The 18,293-nt window shown below is 69.8% G+C and carries 16 protein-coding genes; 10 read left to right on the forward strand and 6 right to left on the reverse strand.

Features of this window, described 5'->3' with window-relative positions:
* The first annotated feature begins 33 nt into the window (after positions 1-33).
* The 6 genes from N177_RS07450 (at position 34) to N177_RS07475 (ending at position 6,534) form a co-directional block, all read left to right on the forward strand.
* Positions 34-525 (forward strand): (2Fe-2S)-binding protein, encoded by a 492-nt coding sequence (locus tag N177_RS07450; protein WP_023431675.1) that lies wholly within the window; start codon positions 34-36, stop codon positions 523-525.
* Positions 522-2,945 (forward strand): aerobic carbon-monoxide dehydrogenase large subunit, encoded by a 2,424-nt coding sequence (locus tag N177_RS07455; protein WP_023431676.1) that lies wholly within the window; start codon positions 522-524, stop codon positions 2,943-2,945. The genes N177_RS07450 and N177_RS07455 overlap by 4 nt, the downstream gene beginning before the upstream one ends.
* Positions 2,946-2,997: 52 nt before the next feature.
* Entirely contained in the window at positions 2,998-3,876 is an 879-nt protein-coding gene (locus N177_RS07460) for an AAA family ATPase (protein WP_040485371.1), read from the forward strand.
* Positions 3,873-5,060 (forward strand): vWA domain-containing protein, encoded by a 1,188-nt coding sequence (locus tag N177_RS07465; RefSeq protein WP_023431678.1) that lies wholly within the window; start codon positions 3,873-3,875, stop codon positions 5,058-5,060. Before N177_RS07460 ends, N177_RS07465 begins: the two co-directional genes overlap by 4 nt.
* An 8-nt stretch (positions 5,061-5,068) precedes the next feature.
* Positions 5,069-5,926, forward strand: coding sequence for an XdhC family protein (locus tag N177_RS07470; RefSeq protein ID WP_023431679.1), 858 nt, complete (start codon positions 5,069-5,071; stop codon positions 5,924-5,926).
* 134 nt (positions 5,927-6,060) lie between these two features.
* Entirely contained in the window at positions 6,061-6,534 is a 474-nt protein-coding gene (locus tag N177_RS07475) for an SRPBCC family protein (protein ID WP_023431680.1), read from the forward strand.
* Here the strand turns inward: N177_RS07475 and N177_RS07480 are convergent.
* Both N177_RS07480 and N177_RS07485 read right to left on the reverse strand, forming a co-directional pair.
* Positions 6,531-6,887, reverse strand: a complete 357-nt coding sequence (locus N177_RS07480; protein ID WP_023431681.1) for a septal ring lytic transglycosylase RlpA family protein — start codon at positions 6,885-6,887, stop codon at positions 6,531-6,533. The two genes, N177_RS07475 and N177_RS07480, sit on opposite strands and share 4 nt — an antisense overlap.
* A gap of 100 nt (positions 6,888-6,987) precedes the next feature.
* Positions 6,988-7,893 carry a DMT family transporter gene (locus tag N177_RS07485; RefSeq protein WP_040485349.1) on the reverse strand — a complete coding sequence of 302 codons (906 nt, stop codon included), beginning with the start codon at positions 7,891-7,893 and terminating at the stop codon, positions 6,988-6,990.
* Between the two features lie 190 nt (positions 7,894-8,083).
* On the opposite strand from N177_RS07485, the gene N177_RS21625 reads away from it, so the two are divergent.
* Positions 8,084-8,461 (forward strand): GtrA family protein, encoded by a 378-nt coding sequence (locus tag N177_RS21625; RefSeq protein ID WP_023431683.1) that lies wholly within the window; start codon positions 8,084-8,086, stop codon positions 8,459-8,461.
* On the opposite strand, the gene N177_RS07495 is transcribed toward N177_RS21625, so the two are convergent.
* Together N177_RS07495 and N177_RS07500 are read right to left on the reverse strand one after the other, a co-directional pair.
* Entirely contained in the window at positions 8,458-9,342 is an 885-nt protein-coding gene (locus N177_RS07495) for an NAD(P)/FAD-dependent oxidoreductase (protein ID WP_023431684.1), read from the reverse strand. The genes N177_RS21625 and N177_RS07495 overlap by 4 nt on opposite strands.
* Before the next feature lie 34 nt (positions 9,343-9,376).
* Positions 9,377-10,198 (reverse strand): MBL fold metallo-hydrolase, encoded by an 822-nt coding sequence (locus N177_RS07500; protein WP_023431685.1) that lies wholly within the window; start codon positions 10,196-10,198, stop codon positions 9,377-9,379.
* Positions 10,199-10,634: 436 nt separating this feature from the next.
* On the opposite strand from N177_RS07500, the gene N177_RS07505 reads away from it, so the two are divergent.
* The 3 genes from N177_RS07505 to N177_RS20540 all read left to right on the forward strand — a co-directional run bounded on the left by N177_RS07505 (position 10,635) and on the right by N177_RS20540 (position 15,767).
* Positions 10,635-12,731, forward strand: coding sequence for a transglycosylase domain-containing protein (locus N177_RS07505; RefSeq protein ID WP_023431687.1), 2,097 nt, complete (start codon positions 10,635-10,637; stop codon positions 12,729-12,731).
* A 104-nt stretch (positions 12,732-12,835) separates the two neighbouring features.
* Positions 12,836-13,663 carry a polysaccharide deacetylase family protein gene (locus N177_RS07510; protein ID WP_023431688.1) on the forward strand — a complete coding sequence of 276 codons (828 nt, stop codon included), beginning with the start codon at positions 12,836-12,838 and terminating at the stop codon, positions 13,661-13,663.
* A gap of 409 nt (positions 13,664-14,072) precedes the next feature.
* The gene (locus tag N177_RS20540; RefSeq protein ID WP_023431689.1) at positions 14,073-15,767 is read left to right on the forward strand and encodes a DUF6600 domain-containing protein; all 1,695 of its coding nucleotides are present in this window, start codon (positions 14,073-14,075) and stop codon (positions 15,765-15,767) included.
* Between the two features lie 126 nt (positions 15,768-15,893).
* Here N177_RS20540 and N177_RS07530 read toward each other — a convergent pair whose 3' ends face one another.
* Together N177_RS07530 and nspC are read right to left on the reverse strand one after the other, a co-directional pair.
* Positions 15,894-17,147 (reverse strand): saccharopine dehydrogenase family protein, encoded by a 1,254-nt coding sequence (locus tag N177_RS07530; RefSeq protein WP_023431690.1) that lies wholly within the window; start codon positions 17,145-17,147, stop codon positions 15,894-15,896.
* 44 nt (positions 17,148-17,191) lie between these two features.
* Positions 17,192-18,289 carry a carboxynorspermidine decarboxylase gene (gene nspC / locus N177_RS07535; protein ID WP_023431691.1) on the reverse strand — a complete coding sequence of 366 codons (1,098 nt, stop codon included), beginning with the start codon at positions 18,287-18,289 and terminating at the stop codon, positions 17,192-17,194.
* Between the last annotated feature and the right edge of the window lie 4 nt (positions 18,290-18,293).

Raw genomic sequence — 18,293 nt, forward strand, 5'->3', positions numbered from 1 at the left:
CCCCAAGACATCACCATCGAGGAATCCGCCCCCATGTCCAGGATGCACATCACGCTGACGGTGAACGGCGAGGAGAGGGAGCTCCTCGCCGAGCCGCGCGAGCTCCTGATCCACGTCCTGCGCGAGAAGCTCGGCCTCACCGGCCCCCATATCGGCTGCGACACCTCGCATTGCGGGGCGTGCACGGTCGAGATGAACGGCCGCTCCGTGAAGGCCTGCACGGTCTTCGCCGCCCAGGCCGACGGCGCCGAGATCACGACGATCGAGGGCCTCGGCTCGCCCGACGGGCTGCACGTGCTGCAACAGGCCTTCCGAGAGCATCACGGCCTGCAATGCGGCTTCTGCACGCCCGGCATGATCACGCGGGCGCACCGGCTCCTGCAGGAGAACCCGGACCCGACGGAGGAGGAGGTCCGCTTCGGCATGGCCGGAAACCTCTGCCGCTGCACCGGCTACCAGAACATCGTGAAGGCGATCCTGGCGGCCGCCGAGGAGATGAACACGGTGAAGGAGGCCGCGGAATGAACGACATGACCCCTCCGACCCGCGAGGAACGGGTCGAGAAGCTGAAAGGCCTCGGCTGCTCGCGGAAGCGCGTCGAGGACGTGCGCTTCACGCACGGCAAGGGCAACTATGTCGACGACATCAAGCTGCCCGGCATGCTGCACGGCGACTTCGTGCGCAGCCCCTACGCCCATGCCCGCGTCAAGTCGATCGACGCGAGCGCGGCGCTGGCGCTGAAGGGCGTCGTGGCGGTGCTGACGGCAAAGGACCTCGAGCCCCTGAACCTGCACTGGATGCCGACGCTCGCGGGCGACAAGCAGATGGTGCTCGCCGACGGCAAGGTGCTGTTCCAGGGCCAGGAGGTCGCGTTCGTCCTCGCCGAGGATCGCTACATCGCGGCCGACGCGGCCGAGCTCGTCGAGGTCGAGTACGAGGAGCTGCCCGTCGTCACCGACCCGTTCAAGGCGCTGGAGCCCGACGCGGTCGAGCTGCGCGAGGACCTGCACGGGCAGGATTCGGGCGTGCACGGAAAGCGCCGTCACCACAACCACATTTTCCTGTGGGAGGCCGGCCACAAAGAAGCGACCGAGCAGGCGATCTCGTCGGCGGAGGTCGTGGCCGAGGAGATGGTCTACTACCACCGCACGCATCCCTGCCCGCTCGAGACCTGCGGCTCCGTCGCCTCGATGGACAAGGTCAACGGCAAGCTGACCGTCTACGGCACGTTCCAGGCGCCGCATGTCGTGCGCACCGTCGCCTCGCTCCTGTCGGGCATCGAGGAGCACAATATCCGCGTCGTCTCGCCCGACATCGGCGGCGGCTTCGGCAACAAGGTCGGCGTCTATCCCGGCTATGTCTGCTCGATCGTCGCCTCGATCGTCACCGGCCGCCCGGTGAAGTGGGTCGAGGACCGGATGGAGAACCTGATGGCGACGGCCTTCGCCCGCGACTACTGGATGAAGGGCCGGATCTCCGCCACGAAAGACGGGAGGATCACCGGGCTCTCCTGCCACGTGACCGCCGACCACGGCGCGTTCGACGCCTGCGCCGACCCCACGAAGTTCCCCGCCGGCTTCTTCCACATCATGACGGGCTCCTACGACATCCCCGTCGCCCATGTCGGCGTCGACGGCGTCTACACGAACAAGGCGCCGGGCGGCGTCGCCTATCGCTGCTCGTTCCGGGTCACGGAGGCCGCCTATTTCATCGAGCGCATGATCGAGGTGCTGGCGATCGAGCTCGGCATGGACGCGGCCGAATTGCGGGCGAAGAACTTCATCCGGAAGGAGCAGTTCCCCTACCACTCCGCGCTCGGCTGGGAGTACGATTCCGGCGACTACCACACCGCCTGGGAGAAGGCGCTGAAGGCCGTGGATTACGAGGGCCTGCGGCGCGAGCAGGCCGAGCGCGTGGAAGCCTTCAGGCGCGGCGAGACGCGGAAGCTCCTCGGCATCGGCCTGACGCATTTCACCGAGATCGTCGGCGCCGGCCCGGTGAAGAACTGCGACATTCTCGGCATGGGCATGTTCGACAGTTGCGAGATCCGCATCCACCCGACGGGATCGGCGATCGCGCGGCTCGGCACGATCAGCCAGGGCCAGGGGCACGCGACGACCTTCGCGCAGATCCTGGCGAGCGAGATCGGCCTATCGGCCGACTCCATCACCATCGAGGAAGGCGACACCGACACGGCGCCCTACGGCCTCGGCACCTACGGCTCGCGCTCGACGCCGGTCGCGGGTGCGGCGACGGCGATGGCCGGGAGGAAGATCCGCGCCAAGGCGCAGATGATCGCGGCCTATCTCCTCGAGGTGCATGACGGCGACCTCGAATGGGACGTCGACCGGTTCGTCGTGAAGGGGGCGCCGGAGCGCTTCAAGACGATGAAGGAGATCGCCTACGCCGCCTACAACCAGGCGATCCCGGGCGTCGAGCCGGGGCTCGAGGCGGTGAGCTACTACGACCCGCCGAACATGACCTACCCGTTCGGCGCCTATGTCTGCGTCATGGAGATCGACGTCGACACCGGCACCCACGAGATCCGCCAGTTCTACGCGCTCGACGACTGCGGCACCCGCATCAACCCGATGATCATCGAGGGGCAGGTGCATGGCGGCCTCACCGAGGCGCTGGCGATCGCGATGGGCCAGGAGATCGCCTATGACGAGATCGGCAACGTGAAGACCGGTACGCTGATGGACTTCTTCCTGCCGACGGCGTGGGAGACGCCCAACTACACGACCGACTTCACGGAGACGCCGAGCCCGCACCACCCGATCGGTGCGAAGGGCGTCGGCGAGAGCCCGAATGTCGGCGGCGTGCCGGCCTTCTCGAACGCGGTCCACGACGCCTTCCGCGCCTTCGGTCTCAGGCAGGTCCACATGCCGCACGACCAGTGGCGGATCTGGAAGACCGCCCACGATCTCGGCCTGCACGGCTGAGGCGCAGAACAAGAGCCGGGGGCGGCCCGACCGTCCCCGCGAGGCCCACATGATGGAAGACTGGCAGGATCTCCGCGAGGCTCTGGCGGGCGAGGGCTACATCGCCTCCGACGAGCTCGCCATGGCGCTGCACATCGCGCTGACGCTCGGGCGGCCGCTGCTCGTCGAGGGGGCGGCCGGCGTCGGCAAGACCGAGGTCGCGCGCACGCTGTCGCTCGTGAAGGGCGCCCCGCTCATCCGGCTGCAGTGCTACGAGGGGCTCGATGCGAGCCACGCGATCTACGAGTGGAACTACCAGCGCCAGCTGCTGGCGATCCGTGCGGCCGCCGAGGGCGGCGAGACCGGCCGCAGCGTCGAGGAGCGCATCTTCTCCGAGGAGTTCCTGCTCGAGCGGCCGCTGCTGCAGGCGATCCGGCAGCAGACGCCGCCCGTCCTGCTGATCGACGAGATCGACCGGGCCGACGAGGAGTTCGAGGCCTACCTGCTCGAGGTCCTGTCGGACTTCCAGATCACGATCCCCGAGCTCGGCACGATCCGCGCGACGAGCCGTCCGCACGTCATCCTGACCGCGAACGGCACGCGCGACCTGTCGGACGCGCTTCGCCGGCGCTGCATCTACGCCCATGTCGACTTTCCCGGGCGCGAGACCGAGCTTCAGATCCTCAAGGTGCGCTGCCCGGAGGTCGAGCCGGCGCTCGCGCGCCAGATCGTCGCCTTCGTGCAGGCCCTGCGGAAGGAGGAACTGGAAAAGACGCCCGGCATCGCGGAGATGCTCGACTTCGCCGCGGCGCTCGCCGGACTCGGCGTGAACGACCTGACGGCCGATCCGCAGGTTCTGCAGGCGACGCTCGCGACGCTCCTGAAGACGCAGCGCGACCGGGGGGCGGTGCCGACCGAGGTCGCCCAGCGGCTGGCGGGGCGCGCGGCATGAGCCGGATCACCCGCTTCGCCGCACGCGATCCCGGGCCCGCCGCGCGCGTCGCGGGCTTCATGGCGCATCTGCGCGAACATGGCTTGAGGGTCGGCGTCCACGAGACGGAAACGGCGCTCAGGGCGCTCGGCCAGGTCAGGGCGATCGACGCCTACGAGGCGCGGCTCGCGCTGAAGGCGGTCTGCTCCGGCACGGCCGAGGACGTCGCCCGCTTCGACGACCTCTTCGACAGCTACTGGCGCAACGAGGGCCGGGTGCGCCGGAAGGTGATGCCGGAGAAGGCGCCGAACGAACACCGGCGCGCGCGCGCCTCCTGGGGCGCCGAGACGGAGGCGGCTTCGGGCGAGGGCACGGCGGATAGGCCGGACGATGCGCCCGACAGCGGCGAGAGCGCGGCGGAAGGGACTGGAAGGCTCCTCGCCACGCGCGTCACGAACCTCATGAAGAAGGACCTGCGCGAGATCGTCGATCCGCAGGAGGTGCGGCGGGCCGAGATCGTGGCGCGCCGGCTCGCCGACGCGATCCGCGATCACCGCTCCCGGCGCAGGCGGGCGGCGCGACAGGGCGAGGCAATCGACTTCCGCCGGGTCGTGCGCAAGAGCCTCTCGAGCGGCGGCGAGCCGCTCCACCTGCCGCGCCGGCGGCGGCCGGACAGGCCCGTTCGGCTGACGGTGCTGTGCGACGTCTCCGGCTCGATGACGATCTACGCGCCGGTCTTCCTCGCCTTCCTCGCGGGGCTCGTGCGCGGCGACGAGACGGCCGACGCCTATCTCTTCCACACGAAGCTCGTGCGCATCACCGACGCGCTGCGCGACGACGACCCGCTTCGGGCGCTCAACCGGCTGACGCTTCTGGCGGACGGGTTCGGCGGCGGCTCGCGCATCGGCACCGACATCGACCGCTTCGCCCGCACCTATGGCCGCCGCTTCGTGACGGGCCGCAGCGTGGTGGTGATCATGTCGGACGGCTACGACACCGACCCGCCCGAGGTGATCTCGGAGGCGCTGAGGCGACTCAAGCGGCGCGGCTGCCGCATCGTCTGGCTGAACCCGCTCCTCGGCTGGCAGGGCTACGAGCCCGTGGCGCGGGGAATGGCTGCGGCGCTGCCGAGCCTCGACCTCTTCGCGCCCGCCAACACGCTCGCGGCGCTCGCCGGCCTCGAGGCCGAGTTTGCCCGCCTGTGAGGACCGCCATGACGCAACAGTCGCGCTTCGACAAGGTGGTGGACGAGCTCCGCGAGCAGGGCCGCGCCTTCGCGATCGCCACCGTCGTCCGCACCGTCGCCGCCACGGCCGCGAAACCCGGCGCGAAGGCCGTGGTGCTCGACGACGGCACGATCGCGGAAGGCTGGATCGGCGGCGGCTGCGCCCGCGGCGCCGTCGCGAAGGCGGCACTGGAGGCGATCGGCGACGGGCGGCCACGCTTCGTCAGCCTGATGCCGGAGGAGCTTCTGGAGGCCGGAGGCCTCAGCGCCGGCGAGGAGCGCGAAGGCGTGCGTTTCGCGCGCAACCGCTGCCCGTCGAAGGGCTCGATGGACGTCTTCGTCGAGCCGGTGACGCCGCGGCCGGAGCTCATGATCTGCGGCGAGAGCCCGGTCGCCCTGGCGCTCGCCGACCTGTCGGGGCGGCTCGACGTCAGCCGGACGCTGTGTGCGCCTGGCTTGCCGGCCGCGAAAGCGCCGCCCGTCGACCGCCTGCTCGACGGCTTCACGCTCGACACCACCGGTCGCAAGGATCGCTTCGCCGTCGTCGCGACGCAGGGCAAGGGCGACGAGGCGGCGCTGCGCGCGGCGGTTTCGGCCGGCGCCTCCTATATCGGCTTCGTCGGCAGCCGGCGGAAGTTTGCCGCATTGCGGGACAGGCTCGTCTCCGACGGGCTGCCGCCGGATGCGCTCGACGCGGTGAAATGCCCCGCCGGCCTCGACATCGCGGCGATCACGCCGGACGAGATCGCGCTGTCGATCCTGGCGGAGATCGTCGCGCACAGGCGCATGAGGCAGCGCAGCGCGGCCATGCCGGACGGTGAAGCCTCCGCTGGGAGGCTGCCGTGAGGAGGTGGTGGGCAGTGCTGCGATCTGTGATCCTACGACGGAATTCGCGCGAGCCGTTCCTGTCGGCCGATGCGGCCGATATGGTGGCTCGGGTCAAGCTTCCCTGCTGTTGAGCCACGAGGAGAGAGTGTCCCATGGAAATGAAGGATGAAGTCCGCATCGCGGCGCCTCGCGAGCGGGTCTACGCGGCACTGAACGACCCCGAGGTCCTGAAGGAGTGCATTCCGGGCTGCGAGGAACTGACGAAGGTCTCCGACACGGAGCTCGAGGCGAAGGTCGTCCTCAAGGTCGGTCCGGTGAAGGCGAGGTTCGCCGGCAACGTCACGCTGAACCCCGAGAACCCGCCGGAGCACTTCTCGCTCCAGGGGCAGGGCTCGGGCGGCGCGGCGGGCTTCGCCAAGGGCGGCGCCGACGTCGTTCTCGAGGAGGACGGCGAGGAAACGATCCTGAGATACGAGGCGAAGGCCGATATCGGCGGGAAGCTCGCTCAGCTCGGCAACCGGCTCGTCCAGGGCACGGCGAACAAGCTCGCCGCGCAGTTCTTCTCGAACTTCGCCGAGAAGGTCGGTGCGCCGCAGCCGGAGCACGCGGCGCAGGAGCAGGCCTAGCTTCTGGCGAGGCACACGCGGGCGACGCCGGCGTCCCGGAAGCCGAGGCGCATCGCGGCGGCCTCGGTGACGTCGACGACGCGCCCCTTCGCGAAGGGGCCGCGGTCGTTGATGCGCACGGTGACGGTGCGCCCGTTGTCCATGTTCTTCACGCGCATCTTCGTGCCGAAGGGCAGAGAGGGGTGGGCGGCCGTCATGCCGCGCGAATTCGCGATCTCGCCGTTCGCGGTGCGGTTGCCGTCGAGGCCGTACCAGGAGGCGCGCCCGCATTCGTGCCCGCTGCGCGAGGACGCGCAGCCGGCGAGGGCGAGGCCGACGAGGAGGAGGGCGAGAGGTGGCGCAGGGCTTCGCATGGCACAGGGGATCCCGGGGCAGCGGCCGGACGCGCGTGACGCCCCGGCGCCCTTCGAGAAGGCGCCGGGCTTGGTAAAGAAAGGGTGAAGGGCTCGAGCCTCAGCCGCGCGCGAGGCGCCGCTCGCGCATGAAGACGTAGATGCCCGCAGCCACGATGATCGCCGTGCCGAACCAGGTCAGCGCGTCCGGAAAGTCGCCGAAGACGAGGAATCCGAGCGCCGTCGCGCTGATGATCTCGAGATACTGGAACGGCGCGAGCGTGCTCGCGGGGGCCTGCTGGAAGGCGAAGCCGATCAGCACGTGGGTCACCGCCGAGACGAGGCCCATGGCCGCGAGCCACCCCCAGGCGGCCGCGCCGGGCCAGGCGGGGGCGAGGACGCCGATCCCGAAGGTTCCACCGACCACGAGCGCCGCGGCGAGGAAGCCGGTGGCGAAGATGCCGGCCCAGAGCTGCAGGCAGATCGGATCCTCGTGGGCGGCCGAACGCCTCGTCAGGGCGAGATAGCACGCGAAGCAGGTGGCGGCCCCCAGCGGCAGGATCGACGCCGCCCCGAACTCCGCCCAGTTCGGCCGGATGACGACCAGCGCGCCGACGAGGCCGACCACGACGGCGGCGAGCCGGCGGGGGCCGAAGCGTTCCCCGAGCACGACGAAGGACAGGAGCGTCAGGATCAGCGGCTCGACGAAGAAGATCGCGATGGCGTTCGCCAGAGGGAGATGCTGGAACGCCCAGATGAGGAAGATCATCGCGCCGGCGAGGAAGGCGCCGCGCGCCGCGTGCAGCCGCCAGTGAGTGGAACGGATCGGGCGGCCGGTCCCCAGCGCGAGCGGCAGCAGGATCGCGGTCTGGAAGACGAACCGCAGGCATGCGATCTGGGTCGGCGACAGGCTCGTGCCGAGATGCTTCGCGATGGCGTCGATGACGGGCACGACGAGCATGGCCGCGACCATGGCGGTCATGCCGAGCTCGGTTCGCGCGTCGCCGGCCATGCCGGCCGATTTCATCACTGCCACTTCGAGGACGCTCCAGGGACGCTCCGACCCGCTGCCACGGGTCGGCGGTGGTTACCACGGCGGAGAGCGCTTTCAAATCGGCGAGGAGGAGCGGCCCATATGCCGCAGGGCGTTGAACTCCGGCAGGAGGTGGCCATCTATGAGTTTCACGCCCGCAATTGCGAAAGAAATCATACCTACAATGTCGATCGGGCCGCAGTTCATGCGTTTTTGCCTCGTCGGCGGCGTCGCTTTCGTCGTCGACGTCGTCGTCCTCCTCGCGCTCCGCGAGCTCGGCTGGCCGCTCGTCGCGGCCCGCACCGTCTCGATCTGGGCGGCGATGTCGGTCGCCTGGTTCCTCAACCGTCGCATGACCTTCAAGTCGGACGATCCCCGCCGCTTCCACGAATATCTGCGCACGATGACCGCGAACGGCATCGGCGCGGTGACGAACCTCCTCGTCTTCACCGCGGCCCTCGCACTGTGGCCGGACGTCGGCACGATCGGGGCCTTCATGGCAGGGTCGCTCGTCGCGCTCGCCGTCAATTTCCTGGGCAATCGCCGTTTCGCGTTCCGCTAGGGCCGCAGCCTCCGCTCGATCGCCTTCGCCGCGACGACCCCCTCGCCGAGGGCCGTGGCGACGCAAGGGTGCGCGCGGCCGGCGATCTCTCCTATGGCGTAGACGCCCGAAGCGCTCGTCTCGGCGGTGTCGCGGGCGGTCACGGGATGGCCCCGCGCGTCAGTGTCCGGCGGCGTCGCGAGGATCCCGAGGTCGGGCCTGAAGCCATACATCACGAGCACGCGGTCGTAGCGGCGGCCGTTCACGGCGAGGCCGTCCGCGCCCACCTCGTACGGGCCGGCCGTGACGCTGCCGGCGGGAACGGCCGCCACGAAATCGGGCCGTGCGCGCACCGAGCGCGCGTATAGGTCGACGCGCCTTGCTCCCTTCTCCAGGACGAAGGCCGCGTTCTCGAAGCCGTTGTCTCCGCCGCCGAGGACCGCCACGTCGAGGCCGGCGAATTCGTGGTGGAAGATCTGGGCGCCCGGGCCGACGAGGATGCGGGGGTCGTCCGGAAATCCGTCCGCCACGGGGCTGCAGCCGCCGGCCAGGACGACGGTGCGGGCGGCGATGGGAACAGCCTGACCGTCGACGCTCAGAAGGAAGACGTCCCGTTCCCGGCCGACCGAGGCGACGCGGGCGCCGCAGCGCAGGTCGACGCCGGAGAGCTCGAGGCTCCGCGCGATCTGCCGCGCGAGATCCTCGCCGGTCGCGCCGGGCGAGGTCGCGAGCCAGTCGTTGCGATAGGGGCTCTTCGCGGTGGCGCCACCCGGACGCGCGTCCGCCTCGAGCAGCACGGGGCGGAGGCCGAGCCTGGCGAGCCAGACGGCGCAGGAGGCGCCGGCCGGCCCCGCTCCCACGACCGCGCAATCGAAAGGGTCTGCGTCCTGGTCCGATGTCATGAGGTCTCCTGCGTCGCCTGACGACGCAGATACGTCAAGACCCCGGCAGGACGATCAGCGTGCGGCTTCGCGGCAGCGTGCCGAAGGAGACCTCGATCGACGCGGAAGAGCGCATGTCGACCTCGTAGCCCTCCTCGCGGGCCCGCGAGACGAAGCGCTGGAGCGTGGAGGGGCCGAAGAAGTGCATGGGGATGACGACGGGCGCGTTGATGAGGGCCAGCGTCTCGAACATGCCCTCCTGGTCGAGCGTATAGGAGCCGTCGACGGGGGCGAGGACGATGTCAATGCGGCCGAGCGCGTCCAGATGCTCTTTCGTGGGAACGTGGTGCAGGTGGCCGAGATGCGCGATGCAGAGGCGGGCCACCTCGAAGACGAACATCGAGTTGCGGTCGTACTCCGTCGTGTTCCAGCCGCGGATGTTCGTCGTGACGTTGCGCAGCCAGACATCGTCGACGGTCAGGTCGTAATGGGCCGGCTCCGCTCCGTCGCCCCAGCCCGGCAGCAGAAACTCGATCGCCGGGTCGGGGTTCGTCGTGTGGTGCGAGGAGTGGGCGATGTTCATCGTCGCGATGCGGGGCGTGCGGGGCGGGCGCTGCCAGTCGCTGTAGTCGGTGACGATCGAGACGCCGGCCGGGCTCTCGATCCAGAAGCTCGCGTGACCGAGGAAGGTGATGTCGACCATGTCCTCGGCCTGTGCCACGCGCATCGACGCCGTCTGGAGGTAAGGGATCGGCGGCCCGGCGATCAGGCGCGGGCACTTCTCCGGCTCCCGGGCGCCCTCCTGCGCGGCGGCGGGCGGGACGACGGCCAACCCGAGTGACAGGATTCCGGCAAGCAGCAGGGCAGCCTTTCGCATGCGCTCCGTCCCCTCTCGTCGCCGCGGCCGATCCGGATCCGCGCGTCAGGAAGCCAGCATCGGGAAGGAAGCGTGCCACGCCCGAGAGGCCGTATTCCAGCTTGGCCCCCATCACGAAGACGTGGGCGAGGATTGGGGCACCCGCAGGTGGCACGGCGATGTTGCCGTGCAGCAACGGCGCAATCGACAAGCTCGAGCTGCCATTTTCTCAACCTTAACCTGCCCTTAAGGGGCCCCATTTAACTTGCGTTTTCACGGGGACCGGCGGTTCGCGCCCTGATTTTCGGCCCATCCCGAACGGCACCCTCGGGATGGGGAGACGTGGACCGCCAACGCCGTCGATGGGATTTGAGGTATCGCGTCGTCCCGGAGGCGCAGTCGGTCTATGGTCGAACAACGAAAGCGCGCGAGACGAGCGCGAGCCGCCGGAACCCGGATGAACAACAACGATCTGCGCCTGTCTCCCGAGGATCGTATCGCGGGACAGGCCCCGAAGCGTGGCAAGAGCGGCCGCGGCCGGCCGCCGCGCCCCGAGCGCGGCCAGAAGCGTCCGCGCCGTCGCCGCAGCTTCGTCGGCCATCTCTTCCGGCTGGGCGTCACCCTCTGCTTCTGGGGCGGCATCGCGGCGATCGGCCTCATCGGCTATTTCGCCCTCCAGATGCCGTCGATGGACGAGCTCGCGGTTCCCGAGCGGCCCGCGAACGTGATGGTGGTCGCCGCCGACGGTCGGCTCGTGGGCAATCGCGGCGAGACGGGTGGCGAGGCGGTGCGGCTCTTCGAGCTGCCCTCCTACGTGCCCGAGGCGGTGATGGCGATCGAGGACCGCCGCTTCTACGAGCATTTCGGCATCGACGTGATCGGCCTCGGCCGCGCGATGCTCGCGAACCTGCAGGCGCGCGGCGTCGTCGAGGGCGGCTCGACGCTCACCCAGCAGCTCGCGAAGAACCTCTTCCTCGAGCCCGACCGGACGATCGAGCGCAAGATCCAGGAGGTGCTCCTCGCGCTCTGGCTCGAGCGGGAGTACTCGAAGGACGAGATCCTCGAGATGTACCTCAACCGCGTCTATCTCGGCGCGGGGGCGACGGGTGTCGAGGCGGCCGCGCAGCGCTACTACGACAAGTCCGCGCGCGACCTGAGCCTCGCCGAGGCCGCGACCATCGCCGGCCTCCTGAAGGCGCCGTCGCGCCTCGCGCCCACGAACAATCCGGAGGCCGCCGCGGAGCGCTCCAAGCTCGTCCTCAACGCCATGGTCGAAGAGGGCTTCATCAGCCAGTCGGAGGCGGTGGACGCGCTCGCGCACCCGGCCGAGGTGAAGGCGACCGGCAAGGGCGACAGCCGGGGCTATGCCGCCGACTGGGTGATGAACCTCGTGCCCGCCTATGTCGGCAAGATCGGCCGCGACATCGTCGTCGAGACGACGCTCGACCTCGACATGCAGGTGTCGGCGGAGAGCGCGCTCAAGGCGACGCTCGACGAGGAAGGAGCCGCCAAGGGCGTGAGCCAGGGCGCCGTCGTCGTCATGACGCCCGAGGGCTCCGTCAAGGCGCTCGTCGGCGGGCGCGACTACGTGAAGAGCCAGTTCAACCGCGCCGTCGAGGCGAAGCGCCAGCCGGGCTCGGCGTTCAAGCCCTTCGTCTACGTCGCGGCGATGGAGCTCGGCCTCACGCCCGAGACGCTGCGGCGCGACGCGCCGATCTCCTACGGCAACTGGACGCCGGCGAACTATGCCGGCAAGTATCGCGGCGCGGTCACGCTGACGGAGGCCCTGCGGGATTCCATCAACACCGTGGCCGTCCAGCTCGCCTCCGAAGTGGGCCCCGAGCGGGTGATCGACGCGGCCCGCCGCATGGGCATTCGCGAGAAGCTCGCCCCCAACCTGTCGATCGCGCTCGGCACCTCCGAGGTCTCGCCGCTCGACCTCGTCGCGGCCTATGCGCCCTTCTCGAACGGCGGCATCGGCGTCGTCCCGCACGTGATCACGCGTATCCGCACCACCGAGGGCGACGTGCTCTACGAGCGCCAGGGCTCCGGGCCCGGCCGGGTGATCTCGAAGGAGGTCGTGGGCGAGATGAACTACATGATGAACCAGACCGTGTCCTCCGGCACCGGCAGGAACGCCGCCTTCGGCGACTGGCCGGCCGCGGGCAAGACGGGCACCAGCCAGGAATCCCGCGATGCCTGGTTCGTCGGCTACACTGCCCACATGGTCGCCGGCGTCTGGATGGGCAACGACGATTCCAAGCCCACGAAGGGCGTTACCGGAGGCTCCCTGCCCGCCAAGGTATGGCAGAAGGTGATGGCCAAGGCGCACGAGGGCGTGCCCGTCACCGACCTCCCGGAAGAGTACGTGCCGCACGGCGACAGCCCGGACGTGATGGTCGACAACTCGCTGCCCTGGCTGCAGGGGAACGAGCAGCCGCAGCCGGCCACCGCGCAGATGCAGGACCCGGCCGCCCCCGTCCAGCCGGCACCGTCGGACGGGGGCTTCTTCAACATCGACCGCGGCTTCCTCGGCCGGATCTTCGGCGGCTGAGGCGCCACCGGCCGCTGGTGGACGAGCACCCGCGAGAGCGGCTGCCGGCAAAATATTAACCTTAACGGCTCTATCCTCGGCGGGTCTTCCACGGGGGCCAGCCCATGCGTTTCCGCACGTCCTTCCTCTGCGCCTGCCTCGCGGCGGCGCTGGCAACCGGCTGCGCCAAGCAGCCCCAGCTGGTGGCAGGGCCCATCGCGCCGACGGCGTTTGCGGGGATCGACCTCTGGCGCCCGGGCCCCTTCGAGGAGGGTTACGTGGTGCCGCGCGGCCCGCTGGCGGGCCGCACGATCGAGGTCGAGCGGATCGAGGACATCGTGCTCGGCGAGAAGGAGGTGGTGATCACCTTCGACGACGGCCCGATGCCCGGCAAGACGAACCGCATCCTCGATACGCTCGACGAATACGGCGTGAAGGCGACCTTCCTCATGGTGGGCCAGATGGCGAGGGCCTATCCGCAGACCGCCGGCGAGGTGGCCGCGCGCGGCCACACGGTGGGAACGCACACCGAGCGGCACGCCAACCTGACGCAGCTCGATTTCGACGACGCGCTGGCCGAGATCGAGGAAGGCCGACGCCATGTCGCGGCGGCGGTGGCGCCGCGTTCCGCCGCGCCCTTCTTTCGTTTCCCCTATCTCGCGGACACGACCGCGCTCCGCCGGGCGCTGGCGGACCGGGGCATCGTCGTCATCGACGCCGACATCGATTCCAAGGACTACTTCGTCTCGACCCCGGAGCAGGTGAGGGACCGGGCGCTGGCGCGCGTCGAGCAGCACGGCTCCGGGATCATCCTGTTCCACGACATCCACGCCCGCACGGCGGCGATGCTGCCCGAGTTTCTCGAGGGGCTGAAGGAGCGGGACTACAAGGTGGTCCGCCTCGTGCCGCGCCTGCGGGCACCGGAGCTGCTGTTGAGCTTCCACGGCGGGTAGTCCCGCCAACCCTGGCGGCGGACGCAGTCGCAACCGCCCCCGCGCGGGACGAGCCTGCGGCGTCTCGGGAGGGGCGGGCCGCGGCACGTGCCGGGGGCGCCTGGCCGCCGCGACCCGCTTGCCGTCCCGATGTCGGACCGGCGGAGCGAGACTCGGCTCCGCGGCATTTACGAAGTATTTCCCCGATATCCGACCGGTGCCGGTGGGCACGGCCAAGGGTTGGCGAACGGTTAAGGCGGCAGGCGCGATCTTCCTGGTGCGATGCGCTCCGCCGTCCTTCGCGCTCCCTTGAGAAGCCTGTCGACCGCCGCCGACGGCATCTCCCGGCATTCGTACGGCCGGTGCCGCAACCAGATCCTCCCGAGCGCGTTAGACGAGCGCCGGGGGCCCGGATGAAAAGGACGAAGCGATGAACACGCAAGCGAAACGGCAACGGCGCCCGCGTCTGCTGGCCACGGTGGCCGGCGCGGCGCTTCTGGCGGCCACGCCCATCATTCCGAATCTCAGTGGCACGGACGCCGGACCTGTCGCCACGGCTCAAGCCCAGAGCGGCGTCAGTGTCGAGATCTTCTACGACAGGCTGGCGCCTCACGGCCGCTGGATCCGGCACAACGCCCACGGCTACGTCTTCGTGCCGAGTGGCGTGGGTCGCGGCTGGCGCCCCTATACGGTCGGTCACTGGGTGAACACCGAGCGCCATGGCTGGTACTGGGTGAGCGACGAGCCCTTCGCATGGGCGACGTACCACTACGGCCGCTGGGGCTACTCCCGCGACTACGGCTGGTATTGGGTTCCGGGCAACGTCTGGGCGCCGGCATGGGTGACCTGGCGGGTCGGCGGCGACCATATCGGGTGGGCGCCGATCGCGCCCGCCGGCCGCGGATACGCCTGGGGCACCCCGCGCGAGTACAGGCCGCCGGTGGCGGAGAGCTGGGTGTTCGTCGAGACGCGCTACGTCACCGCGCGGGAGCTGCCGCGATACGTCGTGCCGATCCGCGAGATCCCGGTCATCCTGCCGCGCGCGAGCGAGCGGATCGAGATCCGTGTCGAGCAGGACATCGTGATCAACCAGCCGATCGAAATCACGCAGATCACGGAGATCGTGGCCGAGCCGATGGAGACGGTCGAGCTGACGGTCGTCGAGAGCCCGGACCAGGTGACCGTCGAGGGCGACCAGATCACCGTCTTCCAGACCCAGATCGAGGAGGTCGAGGTCGAGCAGGCGCCCGCCGACGCGGTCGAGACGGCCGAAGATCTGCCGGACGCGCCGAGGCTCGAGGAGACGCTGAGCGAGGTGCCCGCCGAAGCGGATGCCCCGAGCGCTGCGGAGATCGACGACGAGGCCACGGCCGACGCCGAAGGCCGGCCCTCGGAGGAGGCCGAAGCGGCCGGCGAGGCCCCAGCCGCCGAAGCGGTGCCCTCGCAGGAAGAAGCTGCCGGCGAGCCCGCCGCGGAGACAGGCGAGGGCCAGCCCGCCGAGGCTCCCACCGCGCAGGGCGAGGCTGCTCCGGCCGAGCCGGCTGACGGCGACGAGGCCGAGCAGGAGGACGCGGGCGCGACGGACGAGGCTCCGGCCGCCGAAGACGCGGCGGCGCCGCAGGACGAGGCGGCCGAGCAGGCCGGTGAGGCGAGTGACGGGGAGCAGGCAGAGGAGGCGGCAGCTTCTGAGGCCGACGCGGCTCCGGCGGAGGGACAGGAAGCCGAGGAGGCCGCTGAGCCGGAGGAGGCGGCGGCCGAGGAGACCCCTGCCGAAGCGCCGGAGGCCGAACAGGCCGACGAGGCCGAAGAGCCTGCCGCTTCGGGCGGAGAGGCTGCGCCCGCGACCGAACAGGCGGCAGAGCCTGCGACCGAGGCACCGGCCGAGCCGGCTCCCGCCGCGGAGAGCGCGCCTCCCGCCGAGGAACCGGCGGCCGAGACGCCGGCTGCCCCCGAGGCCCAGCCGGCGGAGGAGGCACCCGAGGCTCCCGCCGCCGAGGCACCCGACACTCCGGCACCCGAGGCTCCGGCGGCTGAGGCTCCTGCCGCAGGGGCACCCGAGGCGGAGGCGCCGGCGGAAGGCGCCGGCGAGGTGCGTCCGCCCGAGGAGGAGAGGCCGGCGCAGTAACGCCGGGCCGCACTGCCGGAATTCCCGACCGGATGCGGGCGGCGGGTCCCCTCGGGGCTCGCCGCCTTTGTCGTTCACCCTCGGGCGGTCGCGACGGCCGGGGCGGCAAGAACGGCCGTGGCGGGCTCAGGCCCCCGCGGTGCGGCCGTAGATCTCCCGGTCCTCTTCGCCCTCGCGAACCCAGGTCGTCAGGCCGATATCGGCGAGGAGCGACAGGAAGGGCCGTGGGGGAAGCTCCTCGACATTCACCATGCGCCCGACGTCCCACGTGCCGTTCGCGATCAGCATCGCGGCGGCGACCGGCGGCACGCCGGCCGTGTAGGAGATGCCTTGGCTGCCGACCTCGCGGTAGGCGTCGGCGTGATCGGCGATGTTGTAGATGAAGACCTCGCGCGCCTGCCCGTCCTTCTCGCCCTTCACGAGATCGCCGATGCAGGTCTTACCGGTATAATCGGGGGCGAGCGAGGCGGGATCGGGCAGGACGGCCTTCACCACCTTCAGCGGCACGACCTCCTGCCCCTCGGCCGTGGTCACGGGCTTCTCGGACAGCAGCCCCAGATTCTTCAGGACGGTGAAGACGGTGATGTAGCGCTCGCCGAAACCCATCCAGAACCCGACGTTCGGCACGTTCATCGTCTGCGACAGCGAGTGGATCTCGTCGTGGCCGGTGAGGTAGGTCTGCTGCCGCCCGACGACCGGCAGGTCCCATTCCTTGCCCCGCTCGAACATCGTGTTCGAGGTCCATTCGCCGTTCTGCCACGACCAGACCTGGCCGGTGAACTCGCGGAAGTTGATCTCGGGGTCGAAATTCGTCGCGAAGTAGCAGCCGTGGCTGCCCGCGTTCACGTCGATGATGTCGATCTCGTCGATGCGGTCGAGATACTCCTCGCGCGCGAGCGCGGCGTAGGCGTTGACGACGCCGGGGTCGAAGCCTGCGCCGAGGACGGCGGTGACGCCCGCCTTCTCGCACTCCTCGCGGCGCTTCCACTCGTAGTTGCCGTACCACGGCGGGGTCTCGCAGACCTTGTCCGGCTCCTCGTGGATCGCGGTGTCGATATAGGCCGCGCCCGTGGCGATGCAGGCGCTCATCACCGGCATGTTGATGAAGGCCGAGCCGACATTGATGACGATCTGGCTCTTCGTCCTCTCGATCAGCGCGGTGGTCGCGGCGACGTCCGTTGCGTCGAGCGCGTGCGCCTCGATGACGCCGTCGACCTTCATCGCGCCCTTCTCGTGCACGGAGCGGATGATCGCCTCGCACTTCTCCACCGTGCGCGAGGCGATATGGATGTCGCCCAGGACGTCGTTGTTCTGGGCGCATTTATGCGCCACGACCTGCGCGACGCCGCCGGCGCCAACGATGAGAACGTTCTTCTTCATCCGGGCTCCCCTCCTCGATCGATCTGACTGATGGAACTCGTGGTTCAGGACAGGTTGTGCTCGAAGTCCCCGTAGCCGAACTCGCGAACGGCGCGGATCGTGCCGTCGGGCTCGCGCACGGCGATCGCCGGCATCTGGACGCCGTTGAACCAGTTCTTCTTGACCATGGTGTAACCGCCGGCGTCCTGGATCGAGATGCGGTCGCCGACCCTCAGCTTCTCCGGAAACCGGAACTCGCCGAAGATGTCGCCTGCGAGGCACGACTTTCCGCACACCGTGTAGGCGTGCTCGCCCTCGTCGGGGGCAATCTTGGCGCTCTCGCGGTAGATCAGCAGGTCGAGCATGTGGGCTTCGATCGAGCTGTCGACGATCGCGAGCTCCTTGCCGTTGTTCAGCGTGTCGAGGACCGTGACCTCGAGCGTCGTCGTCTTCGTGATCGCGGCCTCGCCCGGCTCGAGGTAGACCTGCACGCCGTAGCGCTCCGAGAACGCCTTCAGGCGGGCGCAGAACGCCTCGACGGGATAGCCTTCGCCGGTGAAATGAATGCCGCCGCCGAGGCTCACCCACTCGACCCGCTCGAGAAGACCCCCGAACTTCCGCTCGATCTCGGAGAGCATCCGGTCGAAGAGCGGGAAGTCGGCGTTCTCGCAGTTGTTGTGGATCATGAAGCCCGAGATGCGGTCGAGCACCGCCTCGACCCGGCCTGCGTCCCATTCGCCAAGCCGGCTGAAGGGGCGGGCGGGGTCGGCGAGGTCGAAGGCCGACGAGCTGATGCCGGGATTGAGCCGCAGGCCGCGCACGATGCCCGCGGCCTGCCGCTCGAAGCGCTCGAGCTGGCCGATCGAGTTGAAGATGATCTTGTCGGCGTGGGAGACCACCTCGTCGATCTCGGCGTCGGAGTAGGCGACGCTGTAGGCATGCGTCTCGCCGCCGAACCTCTCGCGGCCGAGCCGCACCTCGAAGAGCGAGGAGGAGGTCGTGCCGTCCATGTGCTCGTGCATGAGGTCGAAGACGCACCAGGTCGCGAAGCACTTGAGCGCGAGCAGGGTCTTCGCGCCGGACAGTTCGCGCACGCGGTCCATGACCGCCATGTTGCGGGCGAGGGCGGCCTTGTCGATCAGGTAGTAGGGAGTGCGCAGCATCGCC

It is taken from the genome of Lutibaculum baratangense AMV1 (assembly GCF_000496075.1).
In the GTDB taxonomy this organism is placed as follows: domain Bacteria; phylum Pseudomonadota; class Alphaproteobacteria; order Rhizobiales; family Tepidamorphaceae; genus Lutibaculum; species Lutibaculum baratangense.